At 71.3% G+C, this 14179-nt stretch carries 15 protein-coding genes; 4 read left to right on the top strand and 11 right to left on the bottom strand.

Annotation, left to right across the window (positions count from 1 at the left end; all coding sequences use genetic code 11):
* Positions 1 to 562: 562 nt before the first annotated feature.
* From ACFY0D_RS01605 to ACFY0D_RS01595, 3 genes are all read right to left on the bottom strand, one after another.
* Complete coding sequence (locus ACFY0D_RS01605) at positions 563 to 2683, bottom strand: FtsX-like permease family protein (protein WP_390796426.1); 2121 nt, start codon at positions 2681 to 2683, stop codon at positions 563 to 565.
* A 53-nt stretch (positions 2684 to 2736) separates the two neighbouring features.
* Positions 2737 to 3441 (bottom strand): ABC transporter ATP-binding protein, encoded by a 705-nt coding sequence (locus ACFY0D_RS01600; RefSeq protein ID WP_390796425.1) that lies wholly within the window; start codon positions 3439 to 3441, stop codon positions 2737 to 2739.
* Between the two features lie 78 nt (positions 3442 to 3519).
* Positions 3520 to 4092, bottom strand: coding sequence for a hypothetical protein (locus tag ACFY0D_RS01595; protein ID WP_390796424.1), 573 nt, complete (start codon positions 4090 to 4092; stop codon positions 3520 to 3522).
* Between the two features lie 508 nt (positions 4093 to 4600).
* On the opposite strand from ACFY0D_RS01595, the gene ACFY0D_RS01590 reads away from it, so the two are divergent.
* Positions 4601 to 4906, top strand: a complete 306-nt coding sequence (locus ACFY0D_RS01590; RefSeq protein WP_390796423.1) for a hypothetical protein — start codon at positions 4601 to 4603, stop codon at positions 4904 to 4906.
* 25 nt (positions 4907 to 4931) lie between these two features.
* Here ACFY0D_RS01590 and ACFY0D_RS01585 read toward each other — a convergent pair whose 3' ends face one another.
* Positions 4932 to 5531, bottom strand: coding sequence for an SgcJ/EcaC family oxidoreductase (locus ACFY0D_RS01585; RefSeq protein WP_390796422.1), 600 nt, complete (start codon positions 5529 to 5531; stop codon positions 4932 to 4934).
* 95 nt (positions 5532 to 5626) lie between these two features.
* Between ACFY0D_RS01585 and ACFY0D_RS01580 the strand changes: the two genes are divergently transcribed.
* A complete protein-coding gene (locus tag ACFY0D_RS01580; RefSeq protein WP_390796421.1) occupies positions 5627 to 6127 on the top strand; it encodes a MarR family winged helix-turn-helix transcriptional regulator in 501 nt (166 codons plus the stop codon).
* Between the two features lie 9 nt (positions 6128 to 6136).
* On the opposite strand, the gene ACFY0D_RS01575 is transcribed toward ACFY0D_RS01580, so the two are convergent.
* From ACFY0D_RS01575 to ACFY0D_RS01555, 5 genes are all read right to left on the bottom strand, one after another.
* Entirely contained in the window at positions 6137 to 6415 is a 279-nt protein-coding gene (locus tag ACFY0D_RS01575; protein ID WP_390796420.1) for a hypothetical protein, read from the bottom strand.
* A 104-nt stretch (positions 6416 to 6519) separates the two neighbouring features.
* Entirely contained in the window at positions 6520 to 7032 is a 513-nt protein-coding gene (locus ACFY0D_RS01570; protein WP_390796419.1) for a DUF5956 family protein, read from the bottom strand.
* Between the two features lie 274 nt (positions 7033 to 7306).
* On the bottom strand, positions 7307 to 7903 hold the full coding sequence (locus ACFY0D_RS01565) for an HD domain-containing protein (protein ID WP_351147941.1): 597 nt from the start codon (positions 7901 to 7903) through the stop codon (positions 7307 to 7309).
* A 6-nt stretch (positions 7904 to 7909) separates the two neighbouring features.
* On the bottom strand, positions 7910 to 9211 hold the full coding sequence (gene codA / locus ACFY0D_RS01560) for a cytosine deaminase (RefSeq protein ID WP_390796418.1): 1302 nt from the start codon (positions 9209 to 9211) through the stop codon (positions 7910 to 7912).
* 35 nt (positions 9212 to 9246) lie between these two features.
* Positions 9247 to 9414, bottom strand: coding sequence for a hypothetical protein (locus ACFY0D_RS01555; protein WP_390796417.1), 168 nt, complete (start codon positions 9412 to 9414; stop codon positions 9247 to 9249).
* A 97-nt stretch (positions 9415 to 9511) separates the two neighbouring features.
* Between ACFY0D_RS01555 and ACFY0D_RS01550 the strand changes: the two genes are divergently transcribed.
* A complete protein-coding gene (locus ACFY0D_RS01550; protein ID WP_390796416.1) occupies positions 9512 to 11317 on the top strand; it encodes a prolyl oligopeptidase family serine peptidase in 1806 nt (601 codons plus the stop codon).
* A gap of 43 nt (positions 11318 to 11360) precedes the next feature.
* Entirely contained in the window at positions 11361 to 12125 is a 765-nt protein-coding gene (locus tag ACFY0D_RS01545) for an SURF1 family protein (protein WP_390796415.1), read from the top strand.
* 147 nt (positions 12126 to 12272) lie between these two features.
* Here ACFY0D_RS01545 and ACFY0D_RS01540 read toward each other — a convergent pair whose 3' ends face one another.
* On the bottom strand, positions 12273 to 13358 hold the full coding sequence (locus ACFY0D_RS01540; protein WP_390796414.1) for a hypothetical protein: 1086 nt from the start codon (positions 13356 to 13358) through the stop codon (positions 12273 to 12275).
* Positions 13355 to 14056 carry a SigE family RNA polymerase sigma factor gene (locus ACFY0D_RS01535; RefSeq protein WP_390796574.1) on the bottom strand — a complete coding sequence of 234 codons (702 nt, stop codon included), beginning with the start codon at positions 14054 to 14056 and terminating at the stop codon, positions 13355 to 13357. The genes ACFY0D_RS01540 and ACFY0D_RS01535 overlap by 4 nt, the downstream gene beginning before the upstream one ends.
* Positions 14057 to 14179: the final 123 nt, after the last annotated feature.

The raw sequence follows: 14179 nt of genomic DNA, 5'->3' as shown, positions 1-14179 counted from the left end.
CGCTTGGTCGACAGGCGCCGTTCACCTGGTCCCGGCCCAGGAGGAGCGAAGCCCTCGGCATCGCGTCAGTAGCCAATGCCAGACCCGCGAACTGTGGGAGTCGTTGGGGAGCCGAACCGCTCCCAGAGCCCTGTTCGTACCACGTCAAACCAACCGGCCCTTTGCCGCTGACCAGGCACATCGGCATCCGCGCAGGTGGGGATCTTGGGTGGACCTCATTCGGGACGAAGAGGTCGTGGGTTCAAATCCCGCCACCCCGACTTCGTAAGACCAGGTCAAGGGCCTGATCCGCACTGCGGATCAGGCCCTTCCTGCGTTTTCGGTCATCGTTTGGGGAGAAATCCAGGAAGAGATCCTCGCAGCCCGTACATCGACATCGAGGCCTCGCTGGACCGCGGGTGCAAGATCGAGAGCCTCGGTGTGTTCGGCACGCTGGCCGTAGCCGCCTCTGTCGGGTGGAGCCGCAGCGGCCCCGAGGGCGCCACGTACTCCCTGAGGGAGCGCCGCAAGAGTCTGGCTGGTCTCAAGCGATCACATGGCGCTGTCGGGCCGACGACCGTGTTCAGTCGCCTGTAGGGAGCCAGGTTCGGCTACGGCGTACTGCGATCTCTGCGCAGACGACGGCGACGATGACACCGCCGATGGCGATACTGAGTGAACCGGCCGCGACGAGGCTGCCGGAGAGTTCGCCTCCGTCTCCGATGGAGAGCAGCATCTGGCCGAGTAGGTACGTTGCCACACCGGCGCCTGCCCCCACTGCCGCGAGGGGAACCGAGAGGTTCCAGAAGGCCACTCTCATGTAGAACTTCCTGTCGCTCCGGAACGAAGCGACAGGGCCGAGGCCTCGTGCCTGGTCGTCGAAGACCGAGGCCGCGCCCACGATTCCGGCGAGGGCCAGGGCAAGCAGGCCGATCAGAGCTGTATCCAGCACCCACTTGACGTAGTCGGCCCGGGCTTGCGCACCCAGCATCCCCGACTCCACCGGCACTTCAAGCATCGGAAAGCCCAACGTCCGGTACGCGGCGCCCCAGATCCGATCGGCTCCGGCCCCGCCCGAGGTGTTGAAGACGACCAGGGAGACGCCTTCGGGGTCGGTGATACCAGGGTGACGAGTGGTGATGCTTACCCTGTCCGGCGAGAGGCCGAGGACAGCCAGCGCCGTGCGGGGCGTGACCCCGACGTCCTTGACCGCCTCCGTAAGCTCTGTCGCCGCCTCCGGGCAGGTGGTCAGGGCGCCGAAGAACGCCAATGACCTGCAGTCGGCAGACAGCATCGTGCGGTCGCCTTCGCGGTACACAAGTGCCGAGGGATGGTCGGCCAGCTGTCGGCGCAGCATGTCGAAGCGGGCGGGATTTCCCGAGGCCCTGATCAGGACGGCGTTGCGGTCGGTGGCGCCTGCCAAGCGCTTGGCAACGATTTCAGGTCCTTCGAGCTGGCTGGTGACGACTTGGCCCAGTGTCGTCAGGCCGAGCCCCACCACCATGGCCGCGCTGAGTACGGCAAGGACGGCGGGCCTGGCAGCGAGCCATCGCCCGGCGATGAGCCCTGCCGCATCGCCCCTGCGGAGCGAAAGGGAGGCGATCGCCGATCCGAGAGAGCCGGACAGGCGACCCCCGAGACTGGGGAGGACTCCGATGACGAGCATGGCTCCGAAGAAGAAGACGACCCGTCCCGGACCGTCTGCCCGCCACGTTCCGTACAGGCACAGGACCGAACCGCTCACGCTCAGAATCCATACGGTCCGGCCGGTTGTGTCCTTCGTCTGCTGTGGGCGGGTGGTAGTCCGCTTGCGAGGCCTGGCGTAGCGCAGCGCGCTGATCCCCAGCACAAGCGCGGACGCGGCAAGAATCAGCGGCGGGGTCCACATGCGCAGTGGCATCAGGTCGGCGGCCGAGACGCAGTGCCCGGTGAAGGGGAGGCTGGTGTCCCAGAGGGTCGTGGCCCACGCCGCCGCTGCTGCCAGCAGTGAGCCTGCCAGCACAGGGACGGCGGCTTCACCTATGACCACCAGCAGTCGTGACGCACGCGAAGCGCCCAGCGCCTCAAGCATCGAGATTCGGCGGTCCCTCAGTTCGGCCCCGCCGCGCACCACGACCATGAGAGAGGCCGCGGCCGGCATCACGGTGAACAGCATGAGAAGCACCCAGAGATCACCGGATGAGCGTTCGAACTGGTGGCTTACGGTGAAGTAGTCGATGAACTGGGAATCCGGACGTCCGAAGCCCGATACGAGTGTGCTGTGGCGTGTTTCGCCGAAGATTCCCTCGACGGGGGACCGGGTGTACACCAGCAACTCACCAGGCTCGGCAAGGCCGGTTCGTCCAATGGTCCCGGCCATGGTGCCGTAGCGGGAGACAAGCGTTCCGCCCGCATGCTCGGCGGCCCGGGGTGAGAGAAACGCCTCGCCGGGCTCGGGCCACCTGTCAAGGCCCGGGGGCGGACTGGCATCCGGTCGAAGTGGTTCCAGGAAGACGACCGATATCGCCTGACCGCCGGCGTAGTCCGGTCGCTCGAACCAGCGGGCCACGGCCTCCTGGCTCTGCTGGGTCATGACAGGAGAACGAGCGTCCTGTCGCTCCTGGCGAGCGCCCAAGCCGGCATCCACCGCAAGAAGGCTCCAGGCCACCCACAGGATCAGGAAGGACGCTGCGAACAGTCCGAAGCGGTGAACCAGTGCAGACACGCCGCTGGACATCCCCACCCGGTGCCCCAGCCGAAGCATGCGTACATGCCCGCTCACCTGCTCCCCTCCGAGTCCGCAATCAGACGCCCGTCGGCGAGTTCGAGCGTTCGGTCGGCACGGGCGGCGATGTGCGGATTGTGCGTGACAACGATCAGCGCGCACTCAAAGCGATCAGGGAGGCCGAACAGCAGGTCGGCGACCACTTCGCCCGTGCGCTGGTCGAGGGAACCGGTGGGTTCGTCCGCGAGCACCACAGAAGGCCTGCCGATCAGCGCGCGGGCGACGGCGACCCGCTGACGTTCTCCGCCCGACAGAGATGCGGTGTTCTTGGACGAGGATTCCCGCACGCCCAGGTCTTCCAGCAGACTCTGCGCGTCCGCATACGCCTTCTTCGCGTTGCCTCCGGCCAGCAGAACCGGCAGTGCGGCATTCTCCAGAGGCGACAGCTCGGGAATCAGCTCTCCGAACTGGTAGACGGTACCCACGGTGCGCAGCCGCATGGCGGCTCGCTCGCCGGCAGATGCCTGGGCGATATCAACGCCGGCGATGCGGATGACGCCGGAAGAGGCGGCGATCAGACCGCTGAGGCAGCAGAGGAGGGTTGTCTTCCCCGATCCGCTGGGGCCTGTGACAGCCACGGACGACCCGGCCGCAACACCAAGGGTCAAACCGTTCAAGAGACGGCGATTGCCGATGCTGTAGTGCAGGTCTTCCACTTCCACCGCGGCCGTCTTGCGGCTGTGCAGGTCGGTACTCATGCTTCCTCATTCTCGGCCGGGTGGCGCGGAGCCGGATGTGCCGGACATTCCGGCTCCGCGCGATGGACATGTGCTGGATCAGGGCCGGTACTTCCAGGGGCCGTAGGGGTCGGTCGCCCAGTCACGGATCTGCTGTGAGCGGTGCTTGGTGATCCGGTTGCTGGTGTCGACCCCGCTCTCGGTGCAGGTTCCCTGCCCACCCGTCGTCGCGGTCCAGTTCGAAGACCCGTTGTCCCGCGAGTAGTGAGCCTTCACCCAGTTCCCGTCCTGGTCGCCGTCGCACGCCATCACGGACGCCCAGCTCACCCCATGGCGGTCGAGGTCCTGACTGAAACTGTTGTAGATCCAGGACTGTGCTGCGGTCGCGCCGGGGGCGCTGAAGGCAATGGCGGCTGTCGCGAGAACAGCCACCTTGGCGATGCGGTGCATGAAAGATCCCTCCTCATTTCGGAGAGCCCACAGAGGGCTCGACACAATGCAGCGGCCGGTCAACCGATGAGTCGTCTGCGCGCACTTCAGCAGTCCTTCGATGGGCACGGGGCGCGGCACCTTGCCCATGCGGCCGAACCCGGCCGGCTCGAAGGCGAGCGCGCGGAAATCCGGGACCCAAAGCGGCCGCTTGAATATCGTTGGAAATTCCGGCAATCCCACTCGACCAAGCGGATAGCCGGATGGCCGAATGGCCGACGATGGAATGCGCATTCCATATCAGGTGAATAGAACGGGGCGACAGGCGACAGCCTCCCGGCTCACGCCGTCGGCAACTCCTCGATTCCCCCGCACAGAGGCCCCCGCCCCCCTTCAACTCCCTGCACATGCATGACAGTTCCATGCCCAGGCGAATCGGATCAAGAGAAATACCCATTCCTTGAGGTTTCCCTGAGCATGGCGGAAGATTTCGAGCCATACATGCGATATCAGGCCGATCGCGCGAAGACCGCCTGCTGATTCAATAGGGGGCCTTCCTGCTTCGGCCTGCGCGCCGGCCTTGCGAACGAGGTGCCCGATGACGGTCTTCCAGTGCCGTGACTGCCACCGTGCGGTGACGCCGGCCGTCGCCGAGCGGCCCCTGCCGGACCCGCATACGGATGACGGGTGGTACCGGCCTGAGGCCGGGCCCAGCGATGCGAACGGTCATACCGACCGGCCGATCGTGCGGATGGCCCCGGGGACGTTCGCGGTCGACCCGGATCCCTCCGGCCCGCCGTACGTACTGGACGACTCGTCCGGCCTGCTCGTCGAATCCGGTCCGAGCCGCACCGTCGTGCTCAACCCCGGCGATGGCATCGGCCTGCAAGGGCATCCGGACCTCGCGATGCGCCGCGGCTACTGCTGTGGGATGGACGGCGAATGGGGGCCCAACCTGGTGTGCGCGTGCGGGACGGTCATCGCCACCGTCTACTCGGACTGCTACCAGGTCCAGGAGCTGAGGCTGCAGCCGGGCGCCGTCGAGCGCTGCGATTGACCGGGCTTGCCCGCGGTGTGCGGGGTCACCTCTCCGCCTTCGGGGCCGTCGCGGGCGAGTAGAGGAACGAGAAGCGTTCCATCACGTTCCGGCGCTGGGTGTTGTGGAAGGCGGCGATGCGCCAGGTGCCGTCGGTGTCGCGGACCAGGGTGTACGTCTGGACCTTGGAGAGCTCGGCGGGGCCGGGCTTCGCACCCGTGTAGTCGTCGCCGCGGCCGGTCAGGACGGCGGCGTCGGTTCCGAGGAAGCGCAGGTCGAGGAAGGTCGCCGCGAGCGCGGTGCCCTTGACGAAGTCCTTGAAGAGCGCGCGGTGGCCTTCGGTGATGTCGGAGCGGCCCTCGTAGTGACTGCCGATGTAGGTGGTGTAGGTGGCGTTCTCGGTGAACAGGCCGCCGTACGCGTCCGCGTCGCCGCGGGCCCAGGCTGCGGTGAGGGCGTCGATGGTGGCGCAGATGGCCTCGCCGTCGGCGCGGTTCGCGTCCGCCGGTATGACATCCGCGCAGGTTTCCGTGCCGGTGCGCCGGACGTCGGAGGTGGTGTCGAGGTAGAGGTACGCGCCGCCGGCGCCGAGGGCGAGGAGGGCGGCGGTGACGAGGGCGGCGCGCTTGAAGGTCGTGGTGTTCATGGGGTGCCTCTCGGTCGACGGGTACGAGCGGATGACGGCCGCCGCCGCGTTGATTACACTGACGCAACAACTGCACGCATGCATTATCTGCATGCATGCAGATAAATGACAAGGGGAGGTTCGCGATGGCGGAGCAGGACGACCGGCGGGCGGTCTTTCGGGACTACGTCGACGCCGTGGGGCTGCACGGCACGGCGGGCGCGGAGGCGGCGGGCCTCCAGGCGTCCGAGTGGTACGCGCTCAGCCGGATCACCCTGGCCGGCGGGCTCACCTCCGGCGAGCTCGCGGCCGGGACGGGGCTCACGACGGGGGCGACGACGCGGCTGATCGACCGGCTGGAGCGTGCGGGGTACGTACGGCGCACCGCCGACCCCGGCGACCGGCGCAAGGTCGTGGTCGAGGCCGTGCCGGGGGCGCTGGCGCAGGTCGAGGCCGCCGTGGCGCCGGCCCGGAGGCGGATCGGCGAAGTGCTCGCCGGGTACTCGCCGGAGCAGCAGGAGCTGCTCTTCGACTACTTCAGGCGCGCGGCCCCCGCGTTCCGGGAGGCGACGGAGGAGATCCGGTCCGCGACGCAGGAGCGCAAGGGAAGCCGGTAGCCACCGCCGTCAGTAGGGGCGGGGGGACATGATGTGCGGCTCGATGGCCGGGGCCTCGAAGATGCAGCGGGGTACACCCGGCCCGGGCGTCGCGCGGACGGAGACCTGTGTCGGTGGATCCGTCGGCAGCTCGACATGCACGGTCACGGGGTGGTCGTCGTGTGTCGTGGCGTGTCCGGTCTCCTTGCCGTCGACCAGTACCTCCACGACGGCATGGTGCCCGGTCTGGACCGTGGCGCTGACCGAGTGCCCGTCGTGGTCGATGTGGAAGTGATGGCGCCGACCCATGAGATCGCCTCCCGGCATTACCCCCTCACGACCAGGGTAGCCACGGGAGCCCGGGACGGCCCTGTCGTGACCGCGGGCACCCCGGCGTGCGGCGGTGGGGGGCCCTACTCCTCAGGGGCGGCGAGCCCGGCGAGTTCGGCCCGGGCCAGGGCGAGGAAGGCCGCGGAGGGCAAGGCGGGCACGGCGCGCGCCTCGGCCAGGTCGTCCAGGTGGTCGAGGAGCGCGCCGAGGGCGGTGAAGGGGCCGACCGGGCGGAGCAGCCACAGGCGCCCCCGCGGGCGGGGCGGGAGCCCGAGCCCGGCGAGGACCTCGTCGGCCTCGCGGTCGAGGTCCCGGAGGTCGGGCTCGGGCAGTGGGGCGCACTCCACGCCGGTGATGTGGCCGTGGCCGTCGAGGGCGGTGTCCACCGCCCAGTGGGTGGACCGGTCGGGGATCCAGGTGCGGTCCGCGGGGGGCCAGACGTACGGGAGGAACACCCAGCGCAGGTCCTCGGGAGCCGGCTCCCAGCCGAGCACCTCCAGCTCCCGCATCTCCGGCAGCCGGTCCGGCTCCAGTTCGCTGCGGCCGGTGCGGCGCAGTGCGAGCGGGTGCGGTGTTCCGTCCTCGTCCCACGACATGCGGGCACGGTATCCGGCACGGTGCCCGATATGCGTGACCCCCGCGTACGGGGCCAGGGGGTGTCTTGTCGATCAGGCCGGATCAGGAGCGGCGGCCGGTGCCATGGGGTCTCCCCAGGCCCGCCAGGGCCGAGGGGAAGGCTCGCAAGGCGGACGAGGGAGGCGACGCGGAGCGCCGCCGGCCGAGGACAACGCGGAGCGCCGCCGGCCGAGGACAACGCGGCGAGGCCCGGCACCGGACCCCGCGAGCCCGGCCTGACCGGCCAGACACCCCCTACGCCCGCGGCCGGTCCAGCGGGTTGGCGGCGATCCGGCCGGCCGCACCGCCGGCCACGTATGCGGCCGCCGCGCAGTCGGGCTTGCGTACGGCCTGGTCCTCGACCAGCGCGAGGAACGCGGCGCCGAAGTCGCCCCGCGGGTACGCGGCGAGGAGGTCGGCCGTGAAGGCGGGATCGAACTCGGCGACGCGCAGTCCCGACACGTCCGCGCTCGTACCGACCTGCAGCAGGTGGCTCTCCACGTCCTCGGCCGCGCTCACGTCGTCCCGCATGTGCAGGACGACGACCTCCTCGGCGCGCGCCCGGCGGGCCGCCGGCCAGCCCAGGCCCGCCGTCAGGACGCGCGCGACATGGCCGCCCGCCTCCTCGAAGGGCAGGGTGTGGCTGTCGAAGGGCGCGGTCAGGCCCAGATCGTGCACCAGGGCGCTGACGTAGAGGAGTTCCGCGTCGTACGCCAGCCCGTGCTGCTCCGCGTACCGGGCTCCGAAGGCGTAGGAACGGACCGAGTGGTTCAGGAGGGTCGTGTCCGCGTACTCCGAGGCGATCTCCAGAGCTGCGCGGGCCGATGCTGTGTCAAGCGTCCACGTCTTCATGGGGCGTCAGCGTAGGCGGCGGCTGAAGTCGATCTCGGACGGGGCCTCCCCCGGCCAGTTCAGCCGGGTCGGGGCGGGCGGGGTCTCGGCGAGGACGGTCCCGCGCGAGACGACGTACCGCGGGCGCACCTGGCGGCGGATCGCCTCCTCGGGCGACGGGGCCGGGAGCAGCACGAAAGAGGCGGGGGCGCCCGCGGTGATGCCGTACTCCGTCTCCGAGAGGCCGAGCACCCGCGCAGCACGCTCCGTCACCATCGAGAAGGCCAGCGGGATCTCGTCGGCGCCGGTGAGCTGGGCGGCGTACAGCCCGACGAGGGCGGTCTGCAGCGGGTTGGCGGTGCCCAGCGCGTTCCAGGGGTCCATCACGTCGTCGTGGCCGAAGGCGACGTTGACCCCGGCCGCCAGCATCTCCTTGACCTGGGTGAGGCCGCGCCGCTTGGGATAGGCGTCGAAGCGACCCTGGAGGCCCAGGTTGGCGAAGGGGTTGGAGACCAGGTTGATGCCGGAGCGGGCGAGCAGCCGCTGGAGTTTGAAGCTGTACGCGCCGTTGTAGGAGCCCATGGCCGTCGTGTGCGAGGCCGTGGCGCGCCCCCGCAGCCCCGAGCGCAGGGCCAGGGTGGCCAGCACCTCCACGAAACGGGACTGCTCGTCGTCGATCTCGTCGCAGTGCGCGTCCACCCGCAGGCCGTGCTCCTCGGCCAGCGCGAAGGCCGTGTGGAGCGAGGCGAGGCCGTCCTCGCGGGTGTCCTCGAAGTGCGGGATCGCGCCGACGACGTCCGCCCCGCGGGCGACGGCCTCGCGCATCAGTCCCTCGCCGCCCGGGAAGGAGACGATGCCCTCCTGCGGGAAGGCCACGATCTGCAGGGTCATGAGGTCCCGCACCCGGTCGCGCACCTCCAGCAGCGCTTCGAGCGCGGTGAGGTCCGGGTCGGTGACGTCGCAGTGCGTCCGCACGTGCAGCACCCCGTGGGCGGCCTGCCAGCGCAGCACCTCGGTGGCCCGCGCGATCACGTCCTCGCGGGTCAGGGTCCGCTTGCGCTCGCTCCAGCAGGCGATGCCCTCCCACAGGGTGCCGGAGGCGTTGGGGCGGGGCTCGCCGGCGGTCAGCGCCGTGTCGAGGTGGATGTGCGGCTCGACGAAGGGAGGCGTGAGCAGGCCGCCGTGGGCCTCGATGAGGATGCCGGTGACCGGTGGTTCCTTCTGATCGTCGTACGGGACGACCCGCGCGATGCGGCCGTCCTCCGCGACCTCGACGTCGGACAGGCCGTGGGTGTGCAGCAGCCGGGCGCCCCGGACGATCATCCGCATGGCGCCAGCCTAGAGAGACATCCGGCGGAACGGGCCTAGCCGCGCTTGGCCTGGGCCTTCTGCTGCATGCCGCGCGTCTTCGCGGCGATGCTGTGGACGTCCCGGACCGCGGCCCTGGCGCGGGCCTCCGCGGCCGTGTTCTTCGCCAGCGCGCGCTCGGAGTCCTGGTGGCTGTGGTGCCCGGTGCGGGCCTTCTTGGCCATGATCGTTCCTCCTCGGACGGGACGGCCGACGCGTTCCACTGTGCGCCCGTTCGAAGCGGTCGGCATCCCGGGGAGCGCTGCGGCCACAATGGGGCGCATGACCAGCGACAGCGAGATGACCCCCGACATGCCCGACTGGGAGAAGCGGTTCCGGGCACCGCGCGTCGGGCTCCCCGACTGGGCCGAGGACGCCCCGGACCGTTCGCTCTTCGTGTCCAACGCGACCGGAACCTACGAGATCTACGCGTGGGACCGCGCCACCGGCGAGCAGCGGCAGGCCACGGACCGCCCCAACGGCACCACCGACGGAACCCTCTCCCCCGACGGCGAGTGGATCTGGTGGTTCTCCGACACCGACGGCGACGAGTTCGGCACCTGGGTGCGCCAGCCCTTCGCGGGCGGCCCCGACGAACCGGCCACCCCGGGCCTGGAGCCCTCGTACCCCGCGGGGCTGGCCATCGGGCGGGACGGGACGGCCGTCGTGGGGCGCTCCACCGACGAGGACGGCTCGACCGTGCACGTGGTCCGGCCGGACGGCTCCGCGCCCACCGTGATCTACCGGCACCGGGAGTCGGCCGGCGTCGGCGACCTGTCCCGCGACGGAACGCTGGTGGCCGTCGAGCACACCGAGCACGGCGACGCGATGCACTCCGCCCTGCGCGTCCTGACCCTGGACGGGACCACCCTCGCCGAGCTGGACGACTCCCGGGGCGGGTCCGAGGAGCTGGGCCTGGAGGTCCTCGGTTTCGCGCCGGTCGCGGGCGACACCCGGCTGCTCGTCGGCCACCAGCGGCGTGGCCGCTGGGAGCCGATGGTGTGGGACGTGGCCACCGGCGCCGAGCACGAGCTCGCGATCGACCTGCCGGGCGACGTCAGCGCCGAGTGGTACCCGGACGGGTCCGCGCTGCTGGTCGCGCACAGCTTCGAGGCGCGCAGCGAGCTGTGGCGCTACGACCTGGCCGCACGGGAGCTCGTACGCGTGGACACGCCCGCGGGGTCGGTGTCGGGGGCCACCGCGCGGCCCGACGGGACGGTGGAGTACCTGTGGTCCTCGGCCGCCGAGCCCTCGGCGGTACGGTCCACCGCGGGCGGGATCGTCCTGGACCCGCCCGGCTTCCGGGCGCCCGGCTCCGTGCCGGTCCAGGACGTGTGGGTGGAGGGCCCGGGCGGACGGATCCACGCGCTCGCGCAGCGGCCGGCGGGACACGGCGAGGGGCCCTTCCCGACGATCTTCGAGATCCACGGCGGGCCGACCTGGCACGACAGCGACTCCTTCGCGTCGGCTCCGGCGGCCTGGCTGGACCACGGCTTCGCCGTGGTGCGGGTCAACTACCGCGGCTCGACGGGCTACGGCCGCGAGTGGACCGACGCCCTCAAGCACCGGGTCGGGCTGATCGAGCTGGAGGACATCGAGGCGGTCCGGGAGTGGGCGGTCTCCTCGGGCCTCGCGGACCCGGCTCGCCTGGTGCTGTCGGGCGGTTCCTGGGGCGGGTACCTGGCGCTGCTGGGCCTGGGCACGCAGCCCGACGCCTGGGCCGTGGGCCTGGCCGCCGTACCGGTCGCGGACTACGTGACGGCGTACCACGACGAGATGGAGGCGCTGAAGGCGCTGGACCGCACCCTCTTCGGCGGTACCCCGGAGGAGGTCCCGGACCGCTTCGAGGCGTCCTCGCCGCTGACGTACGTGGACGCCGTGAAGGCGCCGGTCCACATCGCGGCCGGCGTGAACGACCCGCGCTGCCCGATCCGCCAGATCGACAACTACGTGGACCGGCTCGTCGCGCGCGGGGCCGTGCACGAGGTGTACCGGTACGACGCCGGACACGGTTCGCTGGTGGTGGAGGAGCGGATCAAGCAGGTCCGGATGGAGCTGGAGTTCGCGCTGAAGCACCTGCCGCACTGACCCTGCGGGAGGGCGACCGGTGCACCCCCCGTACGGTGGTGGGGTGCACCGGTTTCTCCTGACCCCGCGCTGGTGGGGGATCAACGTCTTCGTCGCGCTCGCCGTGCCCTTCTGCCTGTTCATGGGGTCCTGGCAGCTCGGCCGGTTCGAGGACCGTGTCGACAGCCACCGGGAAGCGAGCGCGGAGCGGCCCGCGGACCAGGTGGCCGCGCCCCTGGAGTCGCTGCTTCCGGTCGACAAGACGACCTCCGGGCGGCTGGCCTCCACGGCCGGGGAGTACGGCGACCAGTTGCTGGTGCCCGAGCGACGGCTGGACGGCCGGTCCGGGTTCTACGTGCTGACGCTGCTGAAGACCGATTCCGGCAAGAGCGTCCCGGTGGTCCGGGGATGGCTGCCGGGAGTGGCGGATCCCGCGAAGGCGCCGGCCCCGCCGGCCGGCCGGGTCGAGGTCAGCGGGGCCCTGCAGGCCGCGGAGAACGCCGGCACGAAGGGGGTCCACTCCCAGGGCGGGCTGCCGTCCGGACAGCTCGGGGTGATCAGCGCGGCCTCGCTGGTCAACATCGTCCCGTACGACCTGTACGACGCCTGGCTGACCGTGCAGACCCCGTCCGAGGGGATGATTCCGGTGCCTGCGCAGGCACCGACCAACACCGGGCTCGACCTCAAGGCCTTCCAGAACCTCGGCTACACCGGCGAGTGGTTCGTCTTCGTCGCCTTCGTGCTCTTCATGTGGTTCCGGCTCTACCGCCGCGAGGTGGAGACCATCCGCGACGCCGAGGCGGGCCTGCTGGAGCCCGCCGCGCGGTAGCCCTGCCGCCGCCCGGGACGCCTCGTAGGAGGCCCCGGGACTCCGGGTCGCTCCGGGTTCGGGGCTCCGGGGACTCCGAGAACTCCGAGGACTCCGGGGACTCCGGGGACTCCGGGACGCTCCCTGCGGAACTTGCCGGGACAGCCCTCAGGACAGCGGGATCGCGCCCGTCCGGTAGACCGTTCCGCCGCAGGCCTCGGGGATCGTCGTCCGCGTGGTCGTGGCCCCCGACTGCGGGGTGTGCGAGACCGCCACCCCGGCCGGGGCCGGGGACGCGCCCGCCTGCGGTTCGACGGCCGGTCCGTTCCCCGTACCGCCCGTGGTGCCCGCCGGTTCGGTCTGCGGGGACTTCCCGCCCGCGTCCGGGTTCGCCGGTGTGCAGGTCTCCCCCGACGGCACCCACGCGAAGCGGACCTCGTAGGCCGTGTTCGGGGGGAGCACCAGCGCCGGAGCCGCCGCCGCCGGGTCGGGCAGCAGCCCGCTCGCCGGATCCCCCGCCGTGTGGCCGACCACGGCGACCCCGGAGCCCGAACCGGCCCCGGTACCGGGTGCCGCGGCCGCCGTCAGGGTGTCCTGGCCGGTGACGGCGCAGCCCTGCGCCGAGACGTTGGTGACCCGGAAGCTGCCGTACACCCTGCCGTCGGTCTCCCGGGACCGGGCCGAGCCCACCACCCCGAGCTGGTCCGCGCCGCACCCGGGCACTCCTGGCGCCGCCACCGGCGGCAGCGGGCCCGAGCCCGCCACCGAGCCGCCGGGACCTCCCGGTCCGGCGGAGGTCCCGGCGCCCGACGGGCCTGCCGTCAGACCGTCCGCCGAGGGGCCCGCCGTGGCGTTCGGCTGCCCGGTGATCCCGCCCACGGACGGGACCTCGCCGAAGGAGTGGGGCGGCCTCGGCTGGGACCCGAAGCCATTTTGGTGCGGGTCGGAAGCCTGCGAGTCCGGCTTCTCGCCGGTGGCCTCGCCGTGCCCGGCCATCGCCGGGCGGTCCGTGGCCCCGCCCTCGGCCGCGGACAGGTGCAGTGCGGCCGGGATCGCCGTCCCGGCGAGCAGCACGGCCGCGGCGGCGCCGACGAAGGCGGCCCGGCGGTTGCGGGTCCGGCGCGCGGGGACGGCGTCGCGTAGTCGCTCCAGCGCGTCCTCGGAGGGCTGCAGGCCCTCGACGGCCCCGCGCAGGAGGATGCGCAGCTCTTCTTCCCCGCTCGCCCCGCCCGGCGGAGTGTGGTCGTCCATCATGACTGCGCAGCCTCCATCGCCACCCGCAGCGCGGCAATGCCCCGCGATCCGTACGCCTTCACCGAGCCGAGCGATATTCCGAGCGTCTCGGCGACCTGGGCCTCCGTCATGTCCGCGAAGTAGCGCAGCACCAGCACCTCGCGCTGGCGGCGCTGCAGTCCGCGCATCGCCTTGATCAGATCGTCCCGCTCCAGCTGGTCGTACGCGCCCTCTTCGGCGCTCGCCATGTCCGGCATCGGCTTCGAGAGCAGTTTGAGGCCGAGGATGCGGCGGCGCAGGGCGGACCGCGAGAGGTTCACGACGGTCTGGCGCAGGTACGCCAGGGTCTTCTCCCGGTCGCGGACCCGGTTCCGGGCGGAGTGCACCCGGATGAAGGCCTCCTGGACCACGTCCTCGCAGGAGGCGGTGTCGTCGAGGAGCAGTGCGGCCAGGCCCAGGAGCGAGCGGTAGTGCGCCTGGTAGGTCGCGGTGAGGTGGTCGACGGTGGTGCCGGCCACTACCTCGGCCGTCCCGGCCGTCTCGGCCGCCTCGCTCTTGCTGCTCCCGTCCGTCTCAGCGCTGTCGCGCGGCGCGGGCACGAGGCCGCCCCGGATCGTTACGGCGGTCCTCACGGGCGCCGCCGACGGCCCCGCCGGCGGGACGGGCACGATCACGGGAAAACCGTCGCCGGGCACGCGGAGACCCCGGCGCGACGGGATGATCCCGATCTGCGCCGGCCGGACGGCCGGTTCGAGCAGTGTGTCTGCCACGCCGGTTGGACACGCGTCCCCCCATCAGGGTTGTACGCGCCAGGCAGCCTCACCAGCAAAATCCCTATTGCC

The sequence above is a fragment of the Streptomyces sp. NPDC001502 genome (genome assembly GCF_042894785.1).
GTDB lineage: Bacteria > Actinomycetota > Actinomycetes > Streptomycetales > Streptomycetaceae > Streptomyces > Streptomyces kutzneri.
The sequence above is the reverse complement of the archived record's forward strand: the minus strand, read 5'-3'. Positions and strand labels throughout refer to the sequence as shown.

Coding starts and splice junctions, on each gene's coding strand:
- ACFY0D_RS01550 (WP_390796416.1), top strand. CDS start 9,512: ATGACCAGCGACAGCGAGATGACCCCCGACATGCCCGACTGGGAGAAG.
- codA (WP_390796418.1), bottom strand. CDS start 9,211: ATGCGGATGATCGTCCGGGGCGCCCGGCTGCTGCACACCCACGGCCTG.
- ACFY0D_RS01555 (WP_390796417.1), bottom strand. CDS start 9,414: ATGGCCAAGAAGGCCCGCACCGGGCACCACAGCCACCAGGACTCCGAG.
- ACFY0D_RS01565 (WP_351147941.1), bottom strand. CDS start 7,903: ATGAAGACGTGGACGCTTGACACAGCATCGGCCCGCGCAGCTCTGGAG.
- ACFY0D_RS01540 (WP_390796414.1), bottom strand. CDS start 13,358: ATGATGGACGACCACACTCCGCCGGGCGGGGCGAGCGGGGAAGAAGAG.
- ACFY0D_RS01600 (WP_390796425.1), bottom strand. CDS start 3,441: ATGAGTACCGACCTGCACAGCCGCAAGACGGCCGCGGTGGAAGTGGAA.
- ACFY0D_RS01570 (WP_390796419.1), bottom strand. CDS start 7,032: ATGTCGTGGGACGAGGACGGAACACCGCACCCGCTCGCACTGCGCCGC.
- ACFY0D_RS01580 (WP_390796421.1), top strand. CDS start 5,627: ATGCAGATAAATGACAAGGGGAGGTTCGCGATGGCGGAGCAGGACGAC.
- ACFY0D_RS01575 (WP_390796420.1), bottom strand. CDS start 6,415: ATGGGTCGGCGCCATCACTTCCACATCGACCACGACGGGCACTCGGTC.
- ACFY0D_RS01590 (WP_390796423.1), top strand. CDS start 4,601: ATGGCCCCGGGGACGTTCGCGGTCGACCCGGATCCCTCCGGCCCGCCG.
- ACFY0D_RS01585 (WP_390796422.1), bottom strand. CDS start 5,531: ATGAACACCACGACCTTCAAGCGCGCCGCCCTCGTCACCGCCGCCCTC.